The sequence below is a fragment of the Pseudomonas sp. Pme6b genome, assembly GCF_058129925.1.
Window position 1 is genome coordinate 2401846 of record NZ_CM176704.1, and the last position, 17755, is coordinate 2419600.

Below are 17755 nucleotides of genomic sequence, written 5' to 3' on the forward strand. Positions count from 1 at the left end.
GTGCAACAGTTGCTTGACTCCGTTAAATCGCTGTCCGCCCGTGAACGCAAGGCGCTGGCGGTCCTGCTCAAGCGCCAGGGGGTGAATCTCTACGGGGTCACGCCGATCGCTGTAAGGGAGACGCAGGCCCCGTCTGCGCTCTCCTATGCGCAGCAGCGGCAATGGATCATCTGGCAACTGGAACCGCACAGCGCGGCCTACAACATTCCGCTGGCGCTGCGCCTGCATGGCGCGCTGGATGTCGAGGCATTACGGCGTAGCGTCGAACACCTGATCGAGCGTCACGAAACCCTGCGCACCACGTTTGAACAGCAGGGCGACGAGGCGTTGCAGGTGGTGCATCCGGCGTCGTCGTTTGCGCTCGAAGTTGATCAACTGGCGGCTGGCGAAACGGTCGAGCGTTATGTCGATCAGGAAGTGCAACAGCCCTTCGATCTGCAACACGGGCCGCTGTTGCGGGTCAGGCTGCTCAAACTGAGCGAGCAGGAGCACGTACTGGTGCTGACCCAGCACCACATCGTCTCCGATGGCTGGTCGATGCCGATCATGGTCGACGAGCTGATGCAGTGCTATCAGGCCGCCACGCTGGGCCGCAAGGCCGAATTGACGCCGTTGCCGATTCAGTACGCCGACTATGCCCTCTGGCAGCGCAACTGGCTGGAAATGGGCGAGCAGGAACGCCAGCTTGCGTACTGGAAGCAACAGCTGGGCGAGCAACAGCCGATTCTGGAACTGCCCACCGATCGACCGCGCCCGGCGCTGCGCAGCTACGAAGGAGCGCGATTGAATGTCGAGCTGGATGCCGCGCTGCTGAACGACCTCAAGACTCTGGCGCGGCAGCAGGGCATCACCCTGTTCATGCTGTTGCTGGCGTCGTTACAGACCTTGTTGCACCGCTACAGCGGTCAGGCCGATATACGCGTCGGCGTGCCCGTCGCCAACCGCACCCGCAGCGAAACCCAGGGGCTGATCGGTTTCTTCGTCAACACCCAGGTGCTCAAGGCCGACTTCGACACGCAAACCACCGTGGCCGGGTTGCTGCAACAGATCAAGCAGACTGCTGTCGAGGCCCAAGCCCATCAAGACCTGCCGTTCGAACAACTGGTCGAAGCCTTACAACCGCAGCGCGACTTGAGCCGCAGCCCACTGTTTCAGGTGGCCTACAACCACCAGAGCGAAGGCCACAACGAGGCCCGCGAACTGGCCGGTCTGCGCCTGGAATATCAGGTGTCCGACAAACACACGGCGCAGTTCGACCTGGCCCTGGACACCTGCGAACGCCCGAACGGCCTAGCCGCTTCGTTGACCTACGCCACCGACCTGTTCGACGCCGCAACCATCGAGCGCATGGCCGGGCATTGGTGCAACCTGCTGAATGGCATGTGCCGCGACGCCAACCAGCGTATCGCTGATCTGCCGCTGTTAAGCGTCGAAGAACGGCAAGACGCCTTGCGCGACTGGAACCCTAACCTTGCGGTTTATCCAAGTGAATATTGCGCCCATCAACGTATCGAAACCCAGACCGAGCGCACGCCGTTGGCCATTGCCCTGACTTTTGCTGGCGAGCAACTGAGCTATCAACAGCTCAACTGCCGCGCCAACCAGGTGGCCCATAAACTGCGCGAGCAGGGCGTTGGCCCGGATGTTCGCGTGGGGCTGGCCGCTGAACGCAGTCTGGACATGATTGTAGGGATGCTGGCGATCCTCAAGGCCGGTGGCGCATACGTGCCACTGGACCCGGATTACCCGCAGGATCGCCTGAGCTTTCTGATGCACGACAGCGGTATCGAATTGTTGCTGACCCAGGCGCATTTGCTTGGGCACCTGCCGATTCCTGCACATGTTCAGACACTGGATCTGGCGGATGCGCTGGACGGTTACAGCACGGAAACCCCGGTCAACCAGACCTCGCCGGACAATCTGGCCTACGTGATCTACACCTCCGGCTCGACCGGCAAGCCGAAAGGCACCTTGCTCGCCCATCACAACCTGATGCGCCTGTTTGCTGCCACGGACGAGTGGTTTGCTTTCAACGAAAAGGACGTGTGGACGCTATTCCATTCCTTCGCCTTCGACTTCTCGGTGTGGGAGATTTTCGGCGCGCTGCTGCATGGCGGCCGACTGGTTATCGTGCCGCGCGAGGTGACCCGTTCGCCGGAAGACTTCCATGCGCTGCTGGTGGAACAGCGCGTCACAGTGCTTAACCAGACGCCGTCGGCGTTCAAGCAGTTGATGCGTGTGGCGTGTGATTCGCCCGTGCCGATGTCGCTGGAAAAAGTCATCTTCGGCGGCGAAGCGCTGGACGTGGCCAGCCTGAAGCCGTGGTTCGACCGTTTCGGCGATCAGGCAGCGCAGTTGATCAACATGTACGGCATTACCGAAACCACCGTGCATGTCACTTACCGACCAATCACCGAGGCCGACACGCAAAACCCGGCCAGCCCGATTGGCGAGGCGATCCCGGATTTGTCGTGGTACGTGCTGGACGCTGATTTCAATCCGGTCGCCCAAGGCTGCAGCGGCGAACTGCACATTGGCCATGCGGGTCTGGCGCGGGGTTATCACAACCGTGCGGCGCTGACTGCCGAACGCTTCGTGCCGGACCCGTTCTCCAGCGACGGCGGTCGCCTGTACCGCACCGGCGACCTGGCCCGTTATCGCGCTGCCGGAGTGATCGAATACGCCGGGCGTATCGACCATCAGGTGAAGATCCGTGGTTTCCGCATTGAACTGGGTGAAATCGAAGCGCGGCTGCAAGCGCACCCGACCGTGCGCGAAGTGATCGTGCTGGCCGTGGACGGGCAATTGGCCGCGTATCTAGTCCCAGCCGAGCCTGATCAGGATCAGCAAAGCCTGCGCGAAACCCTGAAGACCGAGCTCCGTGCGCATCTGCCGGATTACATGGTGCCGACGCATTTTATCGTCCTCGACGAGATGCCGCTGACCGCCAACGGCAAGCTGGACCGCAAGGCGCTGCCCGCGCCGGATGCCAGCCAGTTGCAGGCGACCTACATCGCCCCGCAAGGCGATCTGGAACAACAACTGGCGGCGATCTGGGCTGATGTGCTGAAAGTTGAGCAGGTCGGGCGTAGCGACAACTTTTTTGAACTGGGCGGGCATTCGTTGCTCGCCACTCAGGTGATCTCGCGCATCCGTCAGCAACTGGACGTCGAACTGTCGTTGCGCGACCTGTTCGAAGCGCGTGATCTGGCAGCCTTCGCCCAGGCGGCGGGCAACGGGCAGGGCAATGCTGCGCCACGCTTTATCAAGGCCGACCGCAGCCAGCCGCTGGGCTTGTCTTACGCGCAGCAGCGCCAGTGGTTTCTCTGGCAGCTTGATCCAGAAAGCACTGCTTACACCATTCCTGCGGCCCTGCGTCTGAGCGGCTCGCTGGACATTGCCGCGCTGGAGCACAGTTTCAGCGCATTGATTGCCCGCCACGAAACCCTGCGCACTACCTTCCGCCAGCAGGGCGAACAGGCTGTGCAGATCATCCATGCGCCGCTTGCCTTGACCCTGATGGTCGAGTCCGTGCCTGCCGGTCAAACCCTTGAAGCCTGCGTGCAGCAGGAAATGCAGCGCCCGTTCGATCTGGAAAAGGGCCCGCTGCTGCGCGTTCGCTTGCTGAACCTTGCTGCTGACGAACATGTGCTGATTCTGACCCAGCACCACATCGTTTCCGATGGCTGGTCGATGCCGATCATGGTCGATGAACTGGTGCGCCTGTACGAAGGCTACAGCCAGGGCCGTGAGGTGGTGTTGACCGCGCTGGACATGCAATACGCCGACTACGCGCTGTGGCAGCGCAACTGGATGGACGCCGGAGAACAGGCGCGGCAGCTGGATTACTGGAAGCAGCAACTGGGCGAACAGCAGCCGATTCTGGAATTGCCCGCCGATCATCCGCGCCCTGTCGTGCAAAGCCACGCCGGTGCGCGGCTGGCGGTCGAGCTGGCGCCAGCGTTGATCGACGACTTGAAACAGGTCGCGCGGCAACAGGGCGTCACACTGTTCATGCTGTTGCTGGCATCGTTCCAGACCTTGCTGCATCGCCACAGCGGCCAGCCGGACATTCGTGTCGGCGTGCCGATTGCCAACCGCACCCGCGCGGAAACCGAAGGCCTGATCGGTTTCTTCGTCAACACCCAGGTGCTGCGCGCCGAATTCGACCTGCACACCACGTTCAGCGAGCTGCTGCAGCAGGTCAAACATGCGGCCCTGCAAGCTCAAGCGCATCAGGAACTGCCGTTCGAACAGCTGGTCGAGGCCTTGCAACCTCAACGCAGCCTCAGCCACAGCCCGCTGTTCCAGGTGATGTTCAACCACCAGAGCCAGGCCAGCGCCGAGGTGCGCGCACTGCCCGGTTTGCAGGTCGAAGCGCTGACTTCCGAGAGCTATCCGGCGCAGTTCGACCTGACCCTCAACACCGCCGAACACGATGGCGGTTTGAGTGCGGGCCTGACCTATGCCACCGCGCTGTTCGAGCGCAGCACCATCGAGCGCATGGCCGGGCACTGGCTCGCGCTGTTGCAGGCCATTTGCGCCAATGCGGGTCAGCGCATCGCTGAAGTGCCAATGCTTGACGCTGCCGAACAGCAGCAGATTGTTCGCGACTGGAACGCCACAGCTGCCGATTTCCCTGGCGAGCACTGTCTACACAGCCTGATCGAGGCGCAGGTGCTGGCCACGCCAGACGCTCCGGCGCTGATTTTTGCGGCTGAACAACTGAGCTATGCGCAACTTAACGCCCGCGCCAACCAGCTTGCCCACCGCTTGCGTGAAGCGGGTGTCGGTCCGGACGTGCTGGTGGGGATTTGTGTCGAGCGCAGCGTGGATATGGTCATTGGTCTGCTGGCGATCATCAAGGCCGGTGGCGCTTACGTGCCGTTGGACCCGGATTACCCCGAGGACCGTCTGGCTTACATGATGCAGGACAGCGGCATCGGTTTGCTGTTGACCCAGAGTGCGCTGCTACAGCGCCTGCCGGTTCAAGTACAGAGCCTTTGTCTGGATCAGGAGGGCGATTGGCTGGCCGGTTACAGCACTGCCAACCCGGAAAACCTCAGCCATCCGCTGAATCTTGCGTATGTGATTTACACCTCCGGCTCAACCGGCAAGCCCAAGGGCGCGGGCAACAGCCATCGCGCCCTGGTCAACCGCTTGCACTGGATGCAGACGGCTTACGCGCTGGATGGCAGCGATACGGTGTTGCAGAAAACCCCGTTCAGCTTCGACGTGTCGGTGTGGGAATTCTTCTGGCCGCTGCTGACCGGAGCACGTTTGGCCGTGGCGTTGCCGGGCGATCATCGCGACCCTGAGCGGCTGGTGCAGACCATCCGCGAACATCAGGTCACGACACTGCACTTTGTCCCGTCGATGCTCCAGGCGTTTCTCACCCATCCTCAGGTGGAAAACTGTAACAGCCTGCGTCGTGTGGTGTGCAGCGGCGAAGCACTGCCTGCCGAACTGGCCGGTCAGGTGCTCAAGCGTCTGCCGCAGGCGGGTTTGTTCAACCTGTACGGCCCGACCGAAGCGGCTATCGACGTCACTCATTGGACCTGCACCCCGGACGACGTGCTCAGCGTGCCGATTGGTCGACCCATCGATAACCTGAAAACCCACATTCTGGATGACGGCTTGCTGCCTGCCGCGCAAGGCGTTGCGGCAGAGCTGTACATCGGCGGTATCGGTCTGGCGCGGGGTTATCACAACCGCGCGGCGCTGACGGCTGAACGCTTTGTGCCGGACCCGTTCGACGAGCAGGGCGGGCGTCTTTACCGCACCGGGGATCTGGCGCGTTATCGCGATGAAGGCGTTATCGAATACGCCGGTCGTATCGACCATCAGGTGAAGATTCGCGGCCTGCGTATCGAACTGGGCGAGATCGAAGCCAGCCTGCTGGAACACGAAAACGTTCAGGAAGCTGTAGTTGTCGACGTTGACGGCTCATCCGGCAAGCAGCTGGCAGCCTATCTGGTGGCTGAGCACAGTGGCGATCACCTGCGGGATGCACTCAAGGCGTATCTCAAGGAAACACTGCCCGATTACATGGTGCCGACCCACTTCGTCTGGCTGGCAAGCATGCCGCTGAGCGCCAACGGCAAGCTGGATCGCAAAGCCCTGCCGGCACCGGACGCCAGCCAGTTGCAGCGCCAGTACGTCGCGCCGTCGACTGAACAGGAGCAGCAAATGGCTGCGATCTGGGCCGACGTGCTGAAAGTCGAGCGCGTCGGGTTGAGCGACGATTTCTTCGAACTGGGCGGCCATTCGCTGCTGGCCACACAACTGATTTCCAGAATTCACACGGGCCTGGGGATCGACATCCCGCTGCGCCTGATTTTCGAGAAACCGCAATTGAACGAATTTATTCAGGCTTTCGCGAGCAGCGGTTTGTCGCTGACCGAGGACGGCTTGTCCGATATTGAAAAAATGATGAATGAAATGGCGGGTATCTGACATGGACAAGTCTGCAGCAGAGCGTATCGCCCAGCGTTTCGTTGGTTTGCCCGTCGAACAGCGCCGCCAGATTCTGAACAAGATGCAAGAGACCGGGCAGAGCTTCAAACTGCTGCCCATCGCTGTAACCCGGCATGATGTAGCGCGTATCCCGCTGTCCTACGCCCAGCAGCGCATGCTGTTTCTCTGGCAGATGGAACCGGGCAACGCCGCGTACAACGTGCCTATGGCAGTGCGTCTGAATGGCCGGCTGGACCGCCAGGCATTGAGCGCAGCGCTGGACAGGCTGGTGCAGCGCCACGAAACCCTGCGCACCCGGTTTGTTTCCGAGGACGGCGCGTTCTATCAGGAGATTCTTCAGCAGGCGACCGTTGCCCTTGAGTTTGCCTCGGTTGCGCCAGCCGACATCGAAAACCAGGTGCGCGCCGAGCTGCAAAAGCCCTTCGATTTGCTCAGCGGTACATTACTGCGGGTCAGGCTGTTTCAATTGGCTGAAACCGAGCACGTCCTGACCGTGTGCATGCATCACATCGTTTCCGATGGCTGGTCCGGCGAAGTGCTGATTCGTGAGTTTGTGCAGTTGTATCAGGCACAGCTCTCCGGGCAGACAGCGCAATTGCCTGCGTTGGCGGTTCAATACGCCGACTACGCGATCTGGCAGCGCGCGTGGCTGGAAGCCGGGGAGGGTGAGCGGCAGTTGAACTACTGGAAACAGCAGTTGGGCACAGAGCATCCGCTATTGAGCCTGCCGCTGGATCATCCGCGTCCGCTGCAACCGAGCCAGCGTGGCGCGACTGTGCGCGTCGATGTGCCGGAACAATTGTCCGCGCAACTAAAAAGCCTTGCGCGCAATAGCGGCCAGACCTTGTTCATGCTGACTCTGGCGGCGCTGTCGTTGGTGCTGTCGCGCTTCAGTGGTCAGACCGACATTCGCATCGGCGCGCCCAATGCCGGGCGCACCCGCAGCGAGCTGGAAGGCCTGATTGGTTTCTTCATCAATACTCAAGTGTTGCGTGTGCAGGTGGACGAACAGCAGAGCTTTGCGCAGTTGCTGGATCAGGTGAAACAGGTCGTGACCGGTGCCCAGTCGCATCAGGAACTGCCCTTTGAACATCTGGTGGATGCGCTGGCGCCCGAGCGTAATCTGGGCCACAACCCGTTGTTCCAGTTCAAGATCAATCAGCATGTGCTGGCGGCCGACGACAGCGGGCAACGTGTGTCGGGCCTGACCGTCGATGAATTTCCGATTGGCAGCAGCGATGCGCGCTTTGATCTGGCCTTCGACTTCACCGACACGCCGGGCGGCATACGCGGTTATTTCACTTACGCCACCGACCTGTTCGAGCCATCGACCATCGAGCGCATGGCCGAGGCGCTGCGCGCTGTACTGCAAGCGCTGGTCGCAGACACCGACCAGCGACTTGCCGATCAGCCGCAAACGGTGTCGCTGCCGATTGCTGAACAGACCGCCGATTTTGCCTGCGACGACTTCCTCAGCCTGTGGCAACAGGGCCTGCGCATCGGACGTGGTAAGACCGCGTTGCGCGTTGGCCAGCAGGTGTTGAGCTTTGATGAACTTGAACAACGCAGTAACCAGTTCGCCCGCTACCTGCATACGCAGGACATCAAGCTGGGCATGATCGTTGCGCTGTGCCTGGACCGCTCTGTGGAATGGGTGGTCAGCCTGCTGGCAGTGCTCAAACTCGGTGCCGTTTACCTGCCGCTGGACAGCGCACAACCTGCCGAGCGTTTGCAGCAACTGGTTCGTGACAGCGGCGCGGCGTTGCTGATTCACGCGTCCGGCGACGACAAGGCCGCGCAACTGGGTGTGTGCCCGGTACTGGCCTTCGATGCTGCGCTATGGTCCGCGGTGGATGGCAGTGCGCTGAATGTGCGTGTCATCGCCGGGCAACCGGCGTACATCATCTACACCTCCGGCTCCACCGGGCAGCCGAAGGGCGTGGTGATCAGCCACGGCGCGCTGGCCAACTACGTGCAGGGCGTGCTTGAGCGCCTGTCGCTGGATGACGGGGCGAGCATGGCGATGGTGTCGACGGTCGCCGCAGACCTGGGCCATACGCTGCTGTTCGGTGCGCTGGCGTCCGGTCGGCCGCTGCATTTGCTGTCTCATGAGCAGGCGTTCGACCCTGATGGCTTCGCCCGTTACATGGCTGAGCATCAGGTTGAAGTGCTGAAAATCGTACCCAGCCATTTGCAGGGGCTGCTGCAAGCCTCCAACCCGGCCGACGTGCTGCCGGGCCAATTGCTGATTCTGGGTGGCGAGGCCAGTTCCTGGGCGTTGATCGAGCAAATCCGCGCGCTCAAACCGGGCTGCCGGATCGTCAACCACTACGGCCCGACGGAAACCACGGTCGGCATCCTCACCCATGAAGTCGCCGAGCGCGTTGACGCTTGCCGCAGTGTGCCGGTCGGTCAACCACTGGCCAATGGCAAAGCGCGGGTGCTGGACGCCTATCTCAAGCCGGTTGCCGAGCGTGTGGCAGGCGAGCTGTATCTGGGCGGTCAAGGCTTGGCGCAGGGCTATCTGGGCCGTGCGGCGATGACCGCCGAACGCTTCGTGCCGGACCCGCATGCCGATGGTCAGCGCCTGTACCGTGCGGGTGACCGCGCGCGCTGGGTGGACGGCGTGCTGGAGTACCTGGGGCGCGCGGATGATCAGGTGAAAATCCGCGGTTACCGGGTCGAGCCGGGGGAAGTCGGCCAGTTACTGCAAACCCTGGAAAACGTCGCCGAAGTCGTGGTGCTGGCGCAGCCGCTGGAAAGCGACGAAACACGCCTGCAACTGGTGGCGTACTGCGTTGCGGCGGCCGGTGCGAGCCTGAATGTCGAAGGCCTGCGCGAGCAACTGGCTGCGCGCTTGCCCGAATACCTGGTGCCCGCGCAGATCATGCTGCTGGACAGGCTGCCCGTGACGGCCAACGGCAAGCTCGACAAGCGCGCCTTGCCTAAACCCGGCGTGGTCAAACAGCGCTACACCGCGCCAGTCGGCGAGATCGAGGAAAAGCTCGCCGCCGTGTGGGCGGACGTACTGAAGCTGGAACAGGTCGGCAGCACCGACAACTTTTTCGAACTGGGCGGCGACTCGATTCTCAGTCTGCAGATCATCGCTCGCGCCAAGCGCCAGGGCATCAAGCTCAGCCCCAAGCAGTTGTTCGAAAAGCAGACCATCGGCCAGTTGGCCTCGGTGGCAAAACTGATCCAGAAAAAGCCTGCTGCGGTGGCTGAACAGGTCAGTGGCTCGCTGCCGTTGCTGCCGATTCAGGCACGTTTCTTTGAACAGGATATTCCCGAGCGTCAGCACTGGAATCAGGCGCTGATGCTCAAGCCCCTGCAAACGCTGGATGCAATCCACCTTCAAGCTGCACTGACCGCGCTGATCGAACAGCACGACGCGCTGCGTCTGGGTTTCACCCAACAGAACGGCCAATGGCAAGCCACGTTCGGCGCGCTGAACACTCGCGACCTGCTGTGGACCCACGAACTGGACAGTGCCGAGCGCTTGTCTGAACTGGCCGACGAAGCACAACGCAGTCTGGACCTGAAAAACGGCCCGTTGCTGCGTGCGGTGCTGGTCGACTTGCCGCAGGGCGAGCAGCGTTTGTTGCTGGTGATCCATCACCTGGTGGTGGATGGCGTGTCGTGGCGGGTGCTGCTGGAAGATCTGCAACAGGCGTATGTCGCCATCGCAACAGGCCAGCCATTGGCGCTGGCGACGAAAACCAGCTCGCTGCAAAGCTGGGCCGAGCACTTGCAGGCCTACGCGCAAAGCCCTGTGCTGGCGCAGGAACTGGATTATTGGCAGATGCAGTTGCAGGACGTCAGCGACGCCTTGCCCAGCGATCACCCGCACGGCGGTCAGCAACAGAAGCACGCGCTGTCGGTGGTCACGCAACTGAATGGCGAGCAGACCCGGCAGCTGTTGCAAGACGCTCCGGCGGCTTATCGCACGCAGATCAACGACCTGCTACTGACCGCGCTGGCGCGGGTGGTCAGTCGCTGGACCGCGCAACCGCATGCCCTGATTCGTCTGGAAGGGCATGGCCGCGAAGACCTCTTCGACACACTGGACATCACCCGTACGGTCGGCTGGTTCAGCAACCTGTATCCGGTCCGGCTCACGCCGCAGGCCACGTTGGCCGATTCGCTCATGACCATCAAGGAACAGCTGCGCGCAGTGCCCGACAAGGGCATTGGTTACGGCGCCCTGCGTTATCTGGGCAGTGAATCGGCGCGGCAGACCCTGCAAGCGTTGCCGCTGGGCAGTATCGTGTTCAATTACCTCGGGCAGTTCGACGGCAGCTTCGACGCACAAGGCGCGTTGTTCACGCCCTCGGCCGAGAGCAGCGGCGCGTCGCAGAGCGCCGATGCGCCGCTGAGTGCGCCGGTCAGCATCAATGGCCAGGTGTATGGCGGCGAATTGCGCCTGAGCTGGACCTTCAGCGGTGCGGTATTTGAACGCGACACCGTGCAGCGGCTGGCCGACGAATACGCGGTTGAACTGCAACAATTGATTGCGCATTGCACCACTGACGGCGTGGCTGGGGTAACTCCGTCGGACTTCCCACTGGCACGCCTGAGCCAGTCGCAGTTGAGCAGTTTGCCAATCCCTGCGGCGCAGATCGAAGACATCTACCCGCTGGCACCGATGCAGCAGGGCATGCTGTTCCACACCCTGTTCGAGCAGGACGCGGGCAATTACATTAACCAGATGCGCGTCGAGGTCAGTGGCCTGGACGTGCCGCGTTTCCGTGCCGCCTGGCAGGCCACGCTGGATGCCCATGAAGTACTGCGCAGCGGCTTTGTCAGCCATCTTGAGCAGTCGCTGCAAGTGGTGTTGCGCAATGTCAGCATGCCGTTTGTCGAACTGGATGCTCGTGCGCAATCAGGCGAATGGATCGACGATTGGGCGAATGCCGATCGCCAGCAGGGCTTCGACCTGGCTCGGGGGCCACTTCTGCGCCTGGCCGTATTGCGCACTGGCGAACAGACGCATCAACTGATCTACACCAGCCATCACATTCTCATGGATGGCTGGAGCAGCTCGCGCCTGCTGGGCGAGGTGCTGCAACGCTACAGCGGCCAGACGCTGCCGAGGCAAGTCAGTCGTTATCGCGACTATATCGAATGGCTGCAACGCCAGGATGCTGCGCTCAGTGAACGTTCCTGGACCGGCCAGCTTGCCGAACTGGACGAGCCGACCCGGCTGGTTCAGGCCTTCAAAGCGTCCGGGAGCGAGCAGGGGCATGGCGATTACCTGCAACTGATCGATGCCGATGGCACCCGCCAGTTGAGCGAGTTTGCCCGCGAGCAGCGCGTCACCCTCAACACGCTGGTGCAATCGGCCTGGCTGCTGGTGCTGCAACGCTACACGGGGCAGTCCAGCGTGACCTTCGGCGCAACCGTGGCCGGGCGTCCGGCTGACCTGCCGGGCGTCGAGGAGCAACTGGGGCTGTTCATCAACACCTTGCCGGTAATCGCCAGCCCGCGCCCGGAACAGCGGGTGGCGGACTGGGTTCAGCAAGTGCAGGCGAAGAACATCGCCCTGCGTGAGCATGAACACACACCGTTGTACGAGATTCAACGCTGGGCACGCAGCGCTGGCGAGGCGCTGTTCGACAACATTCTGGTGTTCGAAAACTACCCGGTTTCCGAAGCGCTGCAACAGTCCGCGCCGCAGGGGCTGGTGTTCGGCGGCCTGCACACCCAGGAGCAGACTCATTACCCGCTGACTCTGGTGGTCAATCTGGGCGAAACCCTGTCGATGCGCTTCAGCTATGCCCGCCAGCATTTCAGCGAGCAGCACATGGCGCAGTTGTCGGCGCATCTGAGCCAGGTTTTGCAGGCATTGGTGCGTGATCCGCAGGCGGCGATTGGTGAGCTGGCGCTGTTGGATGATCATGAGCAGCAGCAGATTGTTCGCGACTGGAACGCCACGGCTGTCGATTTCCCTGATGAGCACTGCCTGCACAGCCTGATCGAAGCCCAGGTACAGGCCACGCCGGACGCTCCGGCACTGATTTTTGCGGCTGAACAACTGAGCTATGCGCAACTTAACGCCCGCGCCAACCAGCTTGCCCACCGCTTGCGTGAAGCGGGTGTCGGTCCGGACGTGCTGGTGGGGATTTGTGTCGAGCGTAGTCTGGAACTGGTGGTCGGTTTGCTGGCGATTATCAAGGCAGGTGGCGCTTACGTGCCGCTGGACCCGGATTACCCTGAAGATCGTTTGGCGTACATGATGCAGGACAGCGGCATCGGTTTGCTGCTGACCCAGACTTTGTTGCTGGAAAGTCTGCCGGTTCCTGCTCAGGTACAAAGTCTGTGCCTGGATCAGGACGGCGACTGGCTGGCCGGATACAGCACTGCCAACCCGGAAAACCTCAGCCATCCGCTGAATCTGGCGTATGTGATTTACACCTCGGGTTCGACCGGCAAGCCAAAAGGCGCGGGCAACAGCCATCGCGCCCTGGTCAACCGCTTGCACTGGATGCAGACGGCTTACGCGCTGGATGGCAGCGATACGGTGTTGCAGAAAACCCCGTTCAGCTTCGACGTGTCGGTGTGGGAATTCTTCTGGCCGCTGCTGACCGGAGCACGTTTGGCCGTGGCGTTGCCGGGCGATCATCGCGACCCTGAGCGGCTGGTGCAGACCATCCGCGAACATGAGGTCACGACACTGCACTTTGTCCCGTCGATGCTCCAGGCGTTTCTCACCCATCCTCAGGTGGAAAACTGTAACAGCCTGCGTCGTGTGGTGTGCAGCGGCGAAGCACTGCCTGCCGAACTGGCCGGTCAGGTGCTCAAGCGTCTGCCGCAGGCGGGTTTGTTCAACCTGTACGGCCCGACCGAAGCGGCTATCGACGTCACTCATTGGACCTGCACCCCGGACGACGTGCTCAGCGTGCCGATTGGTCGACCCATCGATAACCTGAAAACCCACATTCTGGATGACGGCTTGCTGCCTGCCGCGCAAGGCGTTGCGGCAGAGCTGTATCTGGGTGGCGTTGGTCTGGCGCGGGGTTATCACAACCGTGCAGCGCTGACGGCTGAACGCTTTGTGCCGGACCCGTTCGACGAGCAGGGCGGGCGTCTTTACCGCACCGGGGATCTGGCGCGTTATCGTGACGAAGGCGTTATCGAATACGCCGGGCGTATCGACCATCAAGTGAAAATTCGCGGGCTGCGTATCGAGCTGGGCGAGATCGAAGCGCGTCTGCATGAGCATGCCGGTGTGCGAGAAGCCAATGTAATCGATATTGACGGGCCTTCCGGCAAGCAGTTGGTGGCGTATCTGGTGCGCACTGATGCTGCTCAGGACTCGGACGCTCTGCGCGAAACCCTGAAAACGCACCTTAAGGCTCACGTGCCGGATTACATGGTGCCGACATACTTTGTCTTCATTGATGTGATGCCGCTGACCGCCAACGGTAAGCTGGATCGCCGGGCACTGCCCAAACCGGACGTGGCTCGTTCACAGCAAGGCCACGTCGCGCCACGTACGGAATTCGAGCAACGTCTTGCCGCGTTGTGGGAGCAGGTGCTGCAAGTCGAACGGGTAGGGCTCAACAACAACTTCTTCGCCCTGGGCGGCCACTCGCTGCTGGCGGTTTCGCTGGCAGGCAGGATTCGCGAGACGTTTGATGTCTCCATCAAACTGCATGATTTCCTGTTGATGCAGACCCTCGGTGAGCTGGCCGATTTCATGCGTACCAATGAGGCTAAGGTCAAATCGGCGGTCATCGTCATGAACGCCAATCGATCGGACAATGCGCCGTTGTTCTGCCTGCCACCGGGCGGTGGCGGCACCTACTCGTATTACCCGCTGGCTGGCCAATTGAGCGACAGCCGACCGGTTTACGGGCTGGTCAACAAGGCTTACGTGGTGCCGGGCTGGTTTGATACGTCGTGGCAGGAAATGGTCGATTACTACGTCGAGCAAATCCGTATGACTCAATCGCACGGGCCTTACAACCTGCTGGGCTGGTCGATGGGCGGTGCGTTGGCCATCGAGGTGGCGCATGTACTTGAGCGTGAGGGCGACACGGTGAGCTTTCTCGGGCTGGTGGACACCCAGTTGCCTGCCTCGGTGGGGATGGAGTGGGTCGAAGAAGCGCCGGAAGTCACCACGCAAAAACAGGGCGAAAACTACTACCGCAGCCTGATCAAAAGCTTGCAGGCGTTTGTGCCGGGCTTGCAGGAAGCGTCGATTGTGGGGCTTATCGAAACCGCCCGGCAGTCGCTGTCCAGCGAGGGTGAGGTGATTGACTGGGTGGTCGACCATGTCGCGCTGGAGGCCGGCATGAACGCCGACAACCTGCGCAGCATATTCCAGGACATCGCCGTGCAGGACGAGATCGAAACCGGTTACAAACTACTGGAAGCCAACGCACAACTGAGCCAGGCATTTACCCTGAAAACGCTTAACGTACAGGCCGATTGCTGGTGGGCCGGGCAGAGCCGTGCGCCAGGACAGATTGCCCGGGCTGAAGCGGTGCTGCTTGAACAGTGCTCGGTCAACGGGCTGCGCAGCTCGACAACGGTTGATCAGCGGCATGACAACGTGGTGCTTGCCGAGGCGTTTCTGCACGGGCTTGCCGAGCGGCTTGTGTGACGCAGAGCGTCACGAACGGCATTCCCACGCGGAGCGTGCGGAACGATAATCCCAGCTATCGTGCGGCGCTCCGCGTCGCATGCAGTTCTGGACGCTCTGCGTCCGATCTTGATTGTAAGACGCGAGCGCGGGCTTCTAAAAATCGCCGCGCAACGTCAGGACGTAGTTGCGCGGGTCGCCGTAGTAGTTGCCGCGGTCGATGTCGCCGGTTGCCTTGTAGTATTTGCGATCCAGCAGGTTGTTGCCGTTGAGGGCCACCGACCAGTGTTCGTCGATCTTCCATGAGGCGCGTGCGTCCCAGATGGCGCGGCCAGGGTTGTCGATGGGCTGGGTCGACTCGTGCTCCGAGTAGCCGCTTTGCGCCGACACACCGCCGCCGACGGTCAGTCGACGCCAGGTGCCGGGCAGGTTGTAGCTGCTGGACAAGCGCAGCATGTGCCGGGGTGTTTCTGCTGAAATCGATTTCCCGTCGCTGCCGCGCGTGAGGTTGAAGGTGTAACCGGCGAGGGTCTGCAAGCCCGGTAACGGCTCACCGCTGATCTCCATGTCGATACCCTTGCTGCGCCGGATGTCGCCATTCACATAGCAGGTGCCGTAAGCGTCGTTGCTCAGGCACTGGCCCGCATTGGCATCGTCCTCGACCGCCACGTCTTTCTGTTTCACATAGAACAGCGCGAAAGACACGTTCAGGCGCTTGTCGAACAACTCGCCCTTGATGCCGGTTTCATGGCTGGCACCGATGGCCGGGTCAAGAAATGCGCCGGATGCCGTTCGATAACCGCTCTGCGGCAGGAAGATATCGGTGTAGCTGGCGTACCACGACCAGTCTCGGTTCAGATCGTAGATCACGCCAACGAACGGCGTGACCTGGTTTTCCTCCTGAGCGCGAGTAGTCACGCCTGCGGACTGGCTCTGATAGTCATACCAGCTGACCCGGCCGCCCATGACCAGGCTCAACGACTCGGTCAGGCTCAGGCGCAGGTTGCTGTAAACGCCATAACGCTTGTCGCTGTAGTCGGTGCTGCGCCAGGCTGGACGAGCAGGTTCAGCAATCGCGTCGTGATCGGGATTGAAGATGTCCAGCGGCCGATTGCTGTTGACGGTGGCATAGCGCGAATCACGTTTTTGCTCAGACCAGTTGCCGCCGATGGTCAACTGGTGGGTCAGGCCAAAGGCGTCGAAACGACCGTCCAGATGGCTGTCGAAACCGTCGCTTTGCAGCGTGTCCGAGCGAAACAGGGTTCTGACCAGTCGTGAACCGCTCTGGGTCGCAGGGTCTATGGCGCCTTGTGCGTACGCGACTTTCTGATCGAAAGCCCCATCGGAGTGAGTGGCAGACAGTGTGCCGCTCCAGTTCTCGTCAAAGCGGGTTTCCAGTTCGCTGAACACCTCGTCGGTGCGGGTCTGATGACGGTTCCAGTCCTGGGCCAAGGAGGTGGAACGCGGCAGATCAATCGCTTTGCCGTTGCTGTAGCGGGGCAGGCCGAAAATCGAATAGCCGTGGGTATCCGCGCTTTGATGGCGCAGGCCCAGCGTGAGCGTGGTGTCTTCGCTCAGGTCGGTTTCCAGAATGCCGTACAACAGCGGCGCAGTCTTTTTCAGGCCGTCGATGTAGTATCCACGGTCTTCGTAAGACGTGACAAAACGCCCGCGCACGCTGCCCGAGTCGTTGAGCTTGCTGCTGCCATCCAGATCGACCCGGTACTGGTCCCAACTGCCGGCGCGGGTGGTGATCGAGAACTGCGGTAAGGCGGTCGGCCGCTTGCGCACCAGATTGACCGCGCCACCGGGGTTGCCCGCGCCGATCAACAGCCCGGCAGCACCGCGCAGCACTTCAACGCGGTCGTAGATCTCCGTGTCCGGGGTCATCCAGCCGGTCACGCTGTAACCCTGACCGGCAACGCCATTGATGGTGTAGCTCTCGTCTTCCAGCGCGAAGCCCCGCGAGCTGAACACATGAGAGCCAAAGTTGCGTTGCGAAAAGGTGATGCCAGGCGTCTGCGCCATCACCTCGTCGAGGCCGTTGAGGTTTTTGTCGTTCATCAACTGACGGGTCATGACCGTGACCGATTGCGGGGTTTCGCGCAGCGATTGTGATGCCTTGTTGATGCTCACGCCGGTCGCCGCATACGAGCCGCTGCCCTCGGTGGTGATACCGAACGGGTCGCCCTTGATCGCCACTGGCCCAAGGTTCATGGGTTGCGCTGACGCCGCGCTGCCGAGGGTCAGGGTGTCGGCCTCGAGGTTGTGCGTTACACCAGCCTGTTTCAGCAGATCCGCGACCGCCTGTTCAGGCGTCAACCTGCCGTGCACCGGGCTGCTGAACTTGCCGTTCACATCATCGGGGTTGTAAAGAATTTGCAGGTCGCCCTGGCGCCCCAGCTCTTTAAGGGCGCTGTTCAAGGGTTGTGCGGGGATATCGAAGTCGAACTCTTCAGCCAGTGCCTCGCCCTGAAAAGCCAATGCCAGCACCAGCCCGCCCAGACGCAAGCCAAGCGTTTTCACGCGGCCTGTGCGCAGACGGCTGAAGGGTGTTGGCATGGGAAGGATGGCTCATTGAAATCGAGGGTGCAGGATAAATGCAAATCCCTGTGGGAGCGAACTTGTTCGCGAAGACGGTCGTTCAGACAATGCATTTTCGGAGAACATACTGACTTCTTCGCGAACAAA

Annotated in this window: 3 protein-coding genes; 2 read left to right on the plus strand and 1 reads right to left on the minus strand. The window is 61.5% G+C overall.

Annotation, left to right across the window (positions count from 1 at the left end; translation table 11 throughout):
- Positions 1-6456, plus strand: coding sequence for an amino acid adenylation domain-containing protein (locus AC4ANE_RS10910; RefSeq protein WP_460408917.1), 6456 nt, complete (start codon positions 1-3; stop codon positions 6454-6456).
- 1 nt (position 6457) lies between these two features.
- Positions 6458-15085, plus strand: coding sequence for an amino acid adenylation domain-containing protein (locus tag AC4ANE_RS10915; protein ID WP_460408919.1), 8628 nt, complete (start codon positions 6458-6460; stop codon positions 15083-15085).
- 135 nt (positions 15086-15220) lie between these two features.
- On the opposite strand, the gene AC4ANE_RS10920 is transcribed toward AC4ANE_RS10915, so the two are convergent.
- On the minus strand, positions 15221-17626 hold the full coding sequence (locus AC4ANE_RS10920) for a TonB-dependent siderophore receptor (protein ID WP_002552933.1): 2406 nt from the start codon (positions 17624-17626) through the stop codon (positions 15221-15223).
- Positions 17627-17755: the final 129 nt, after the last annotated feature.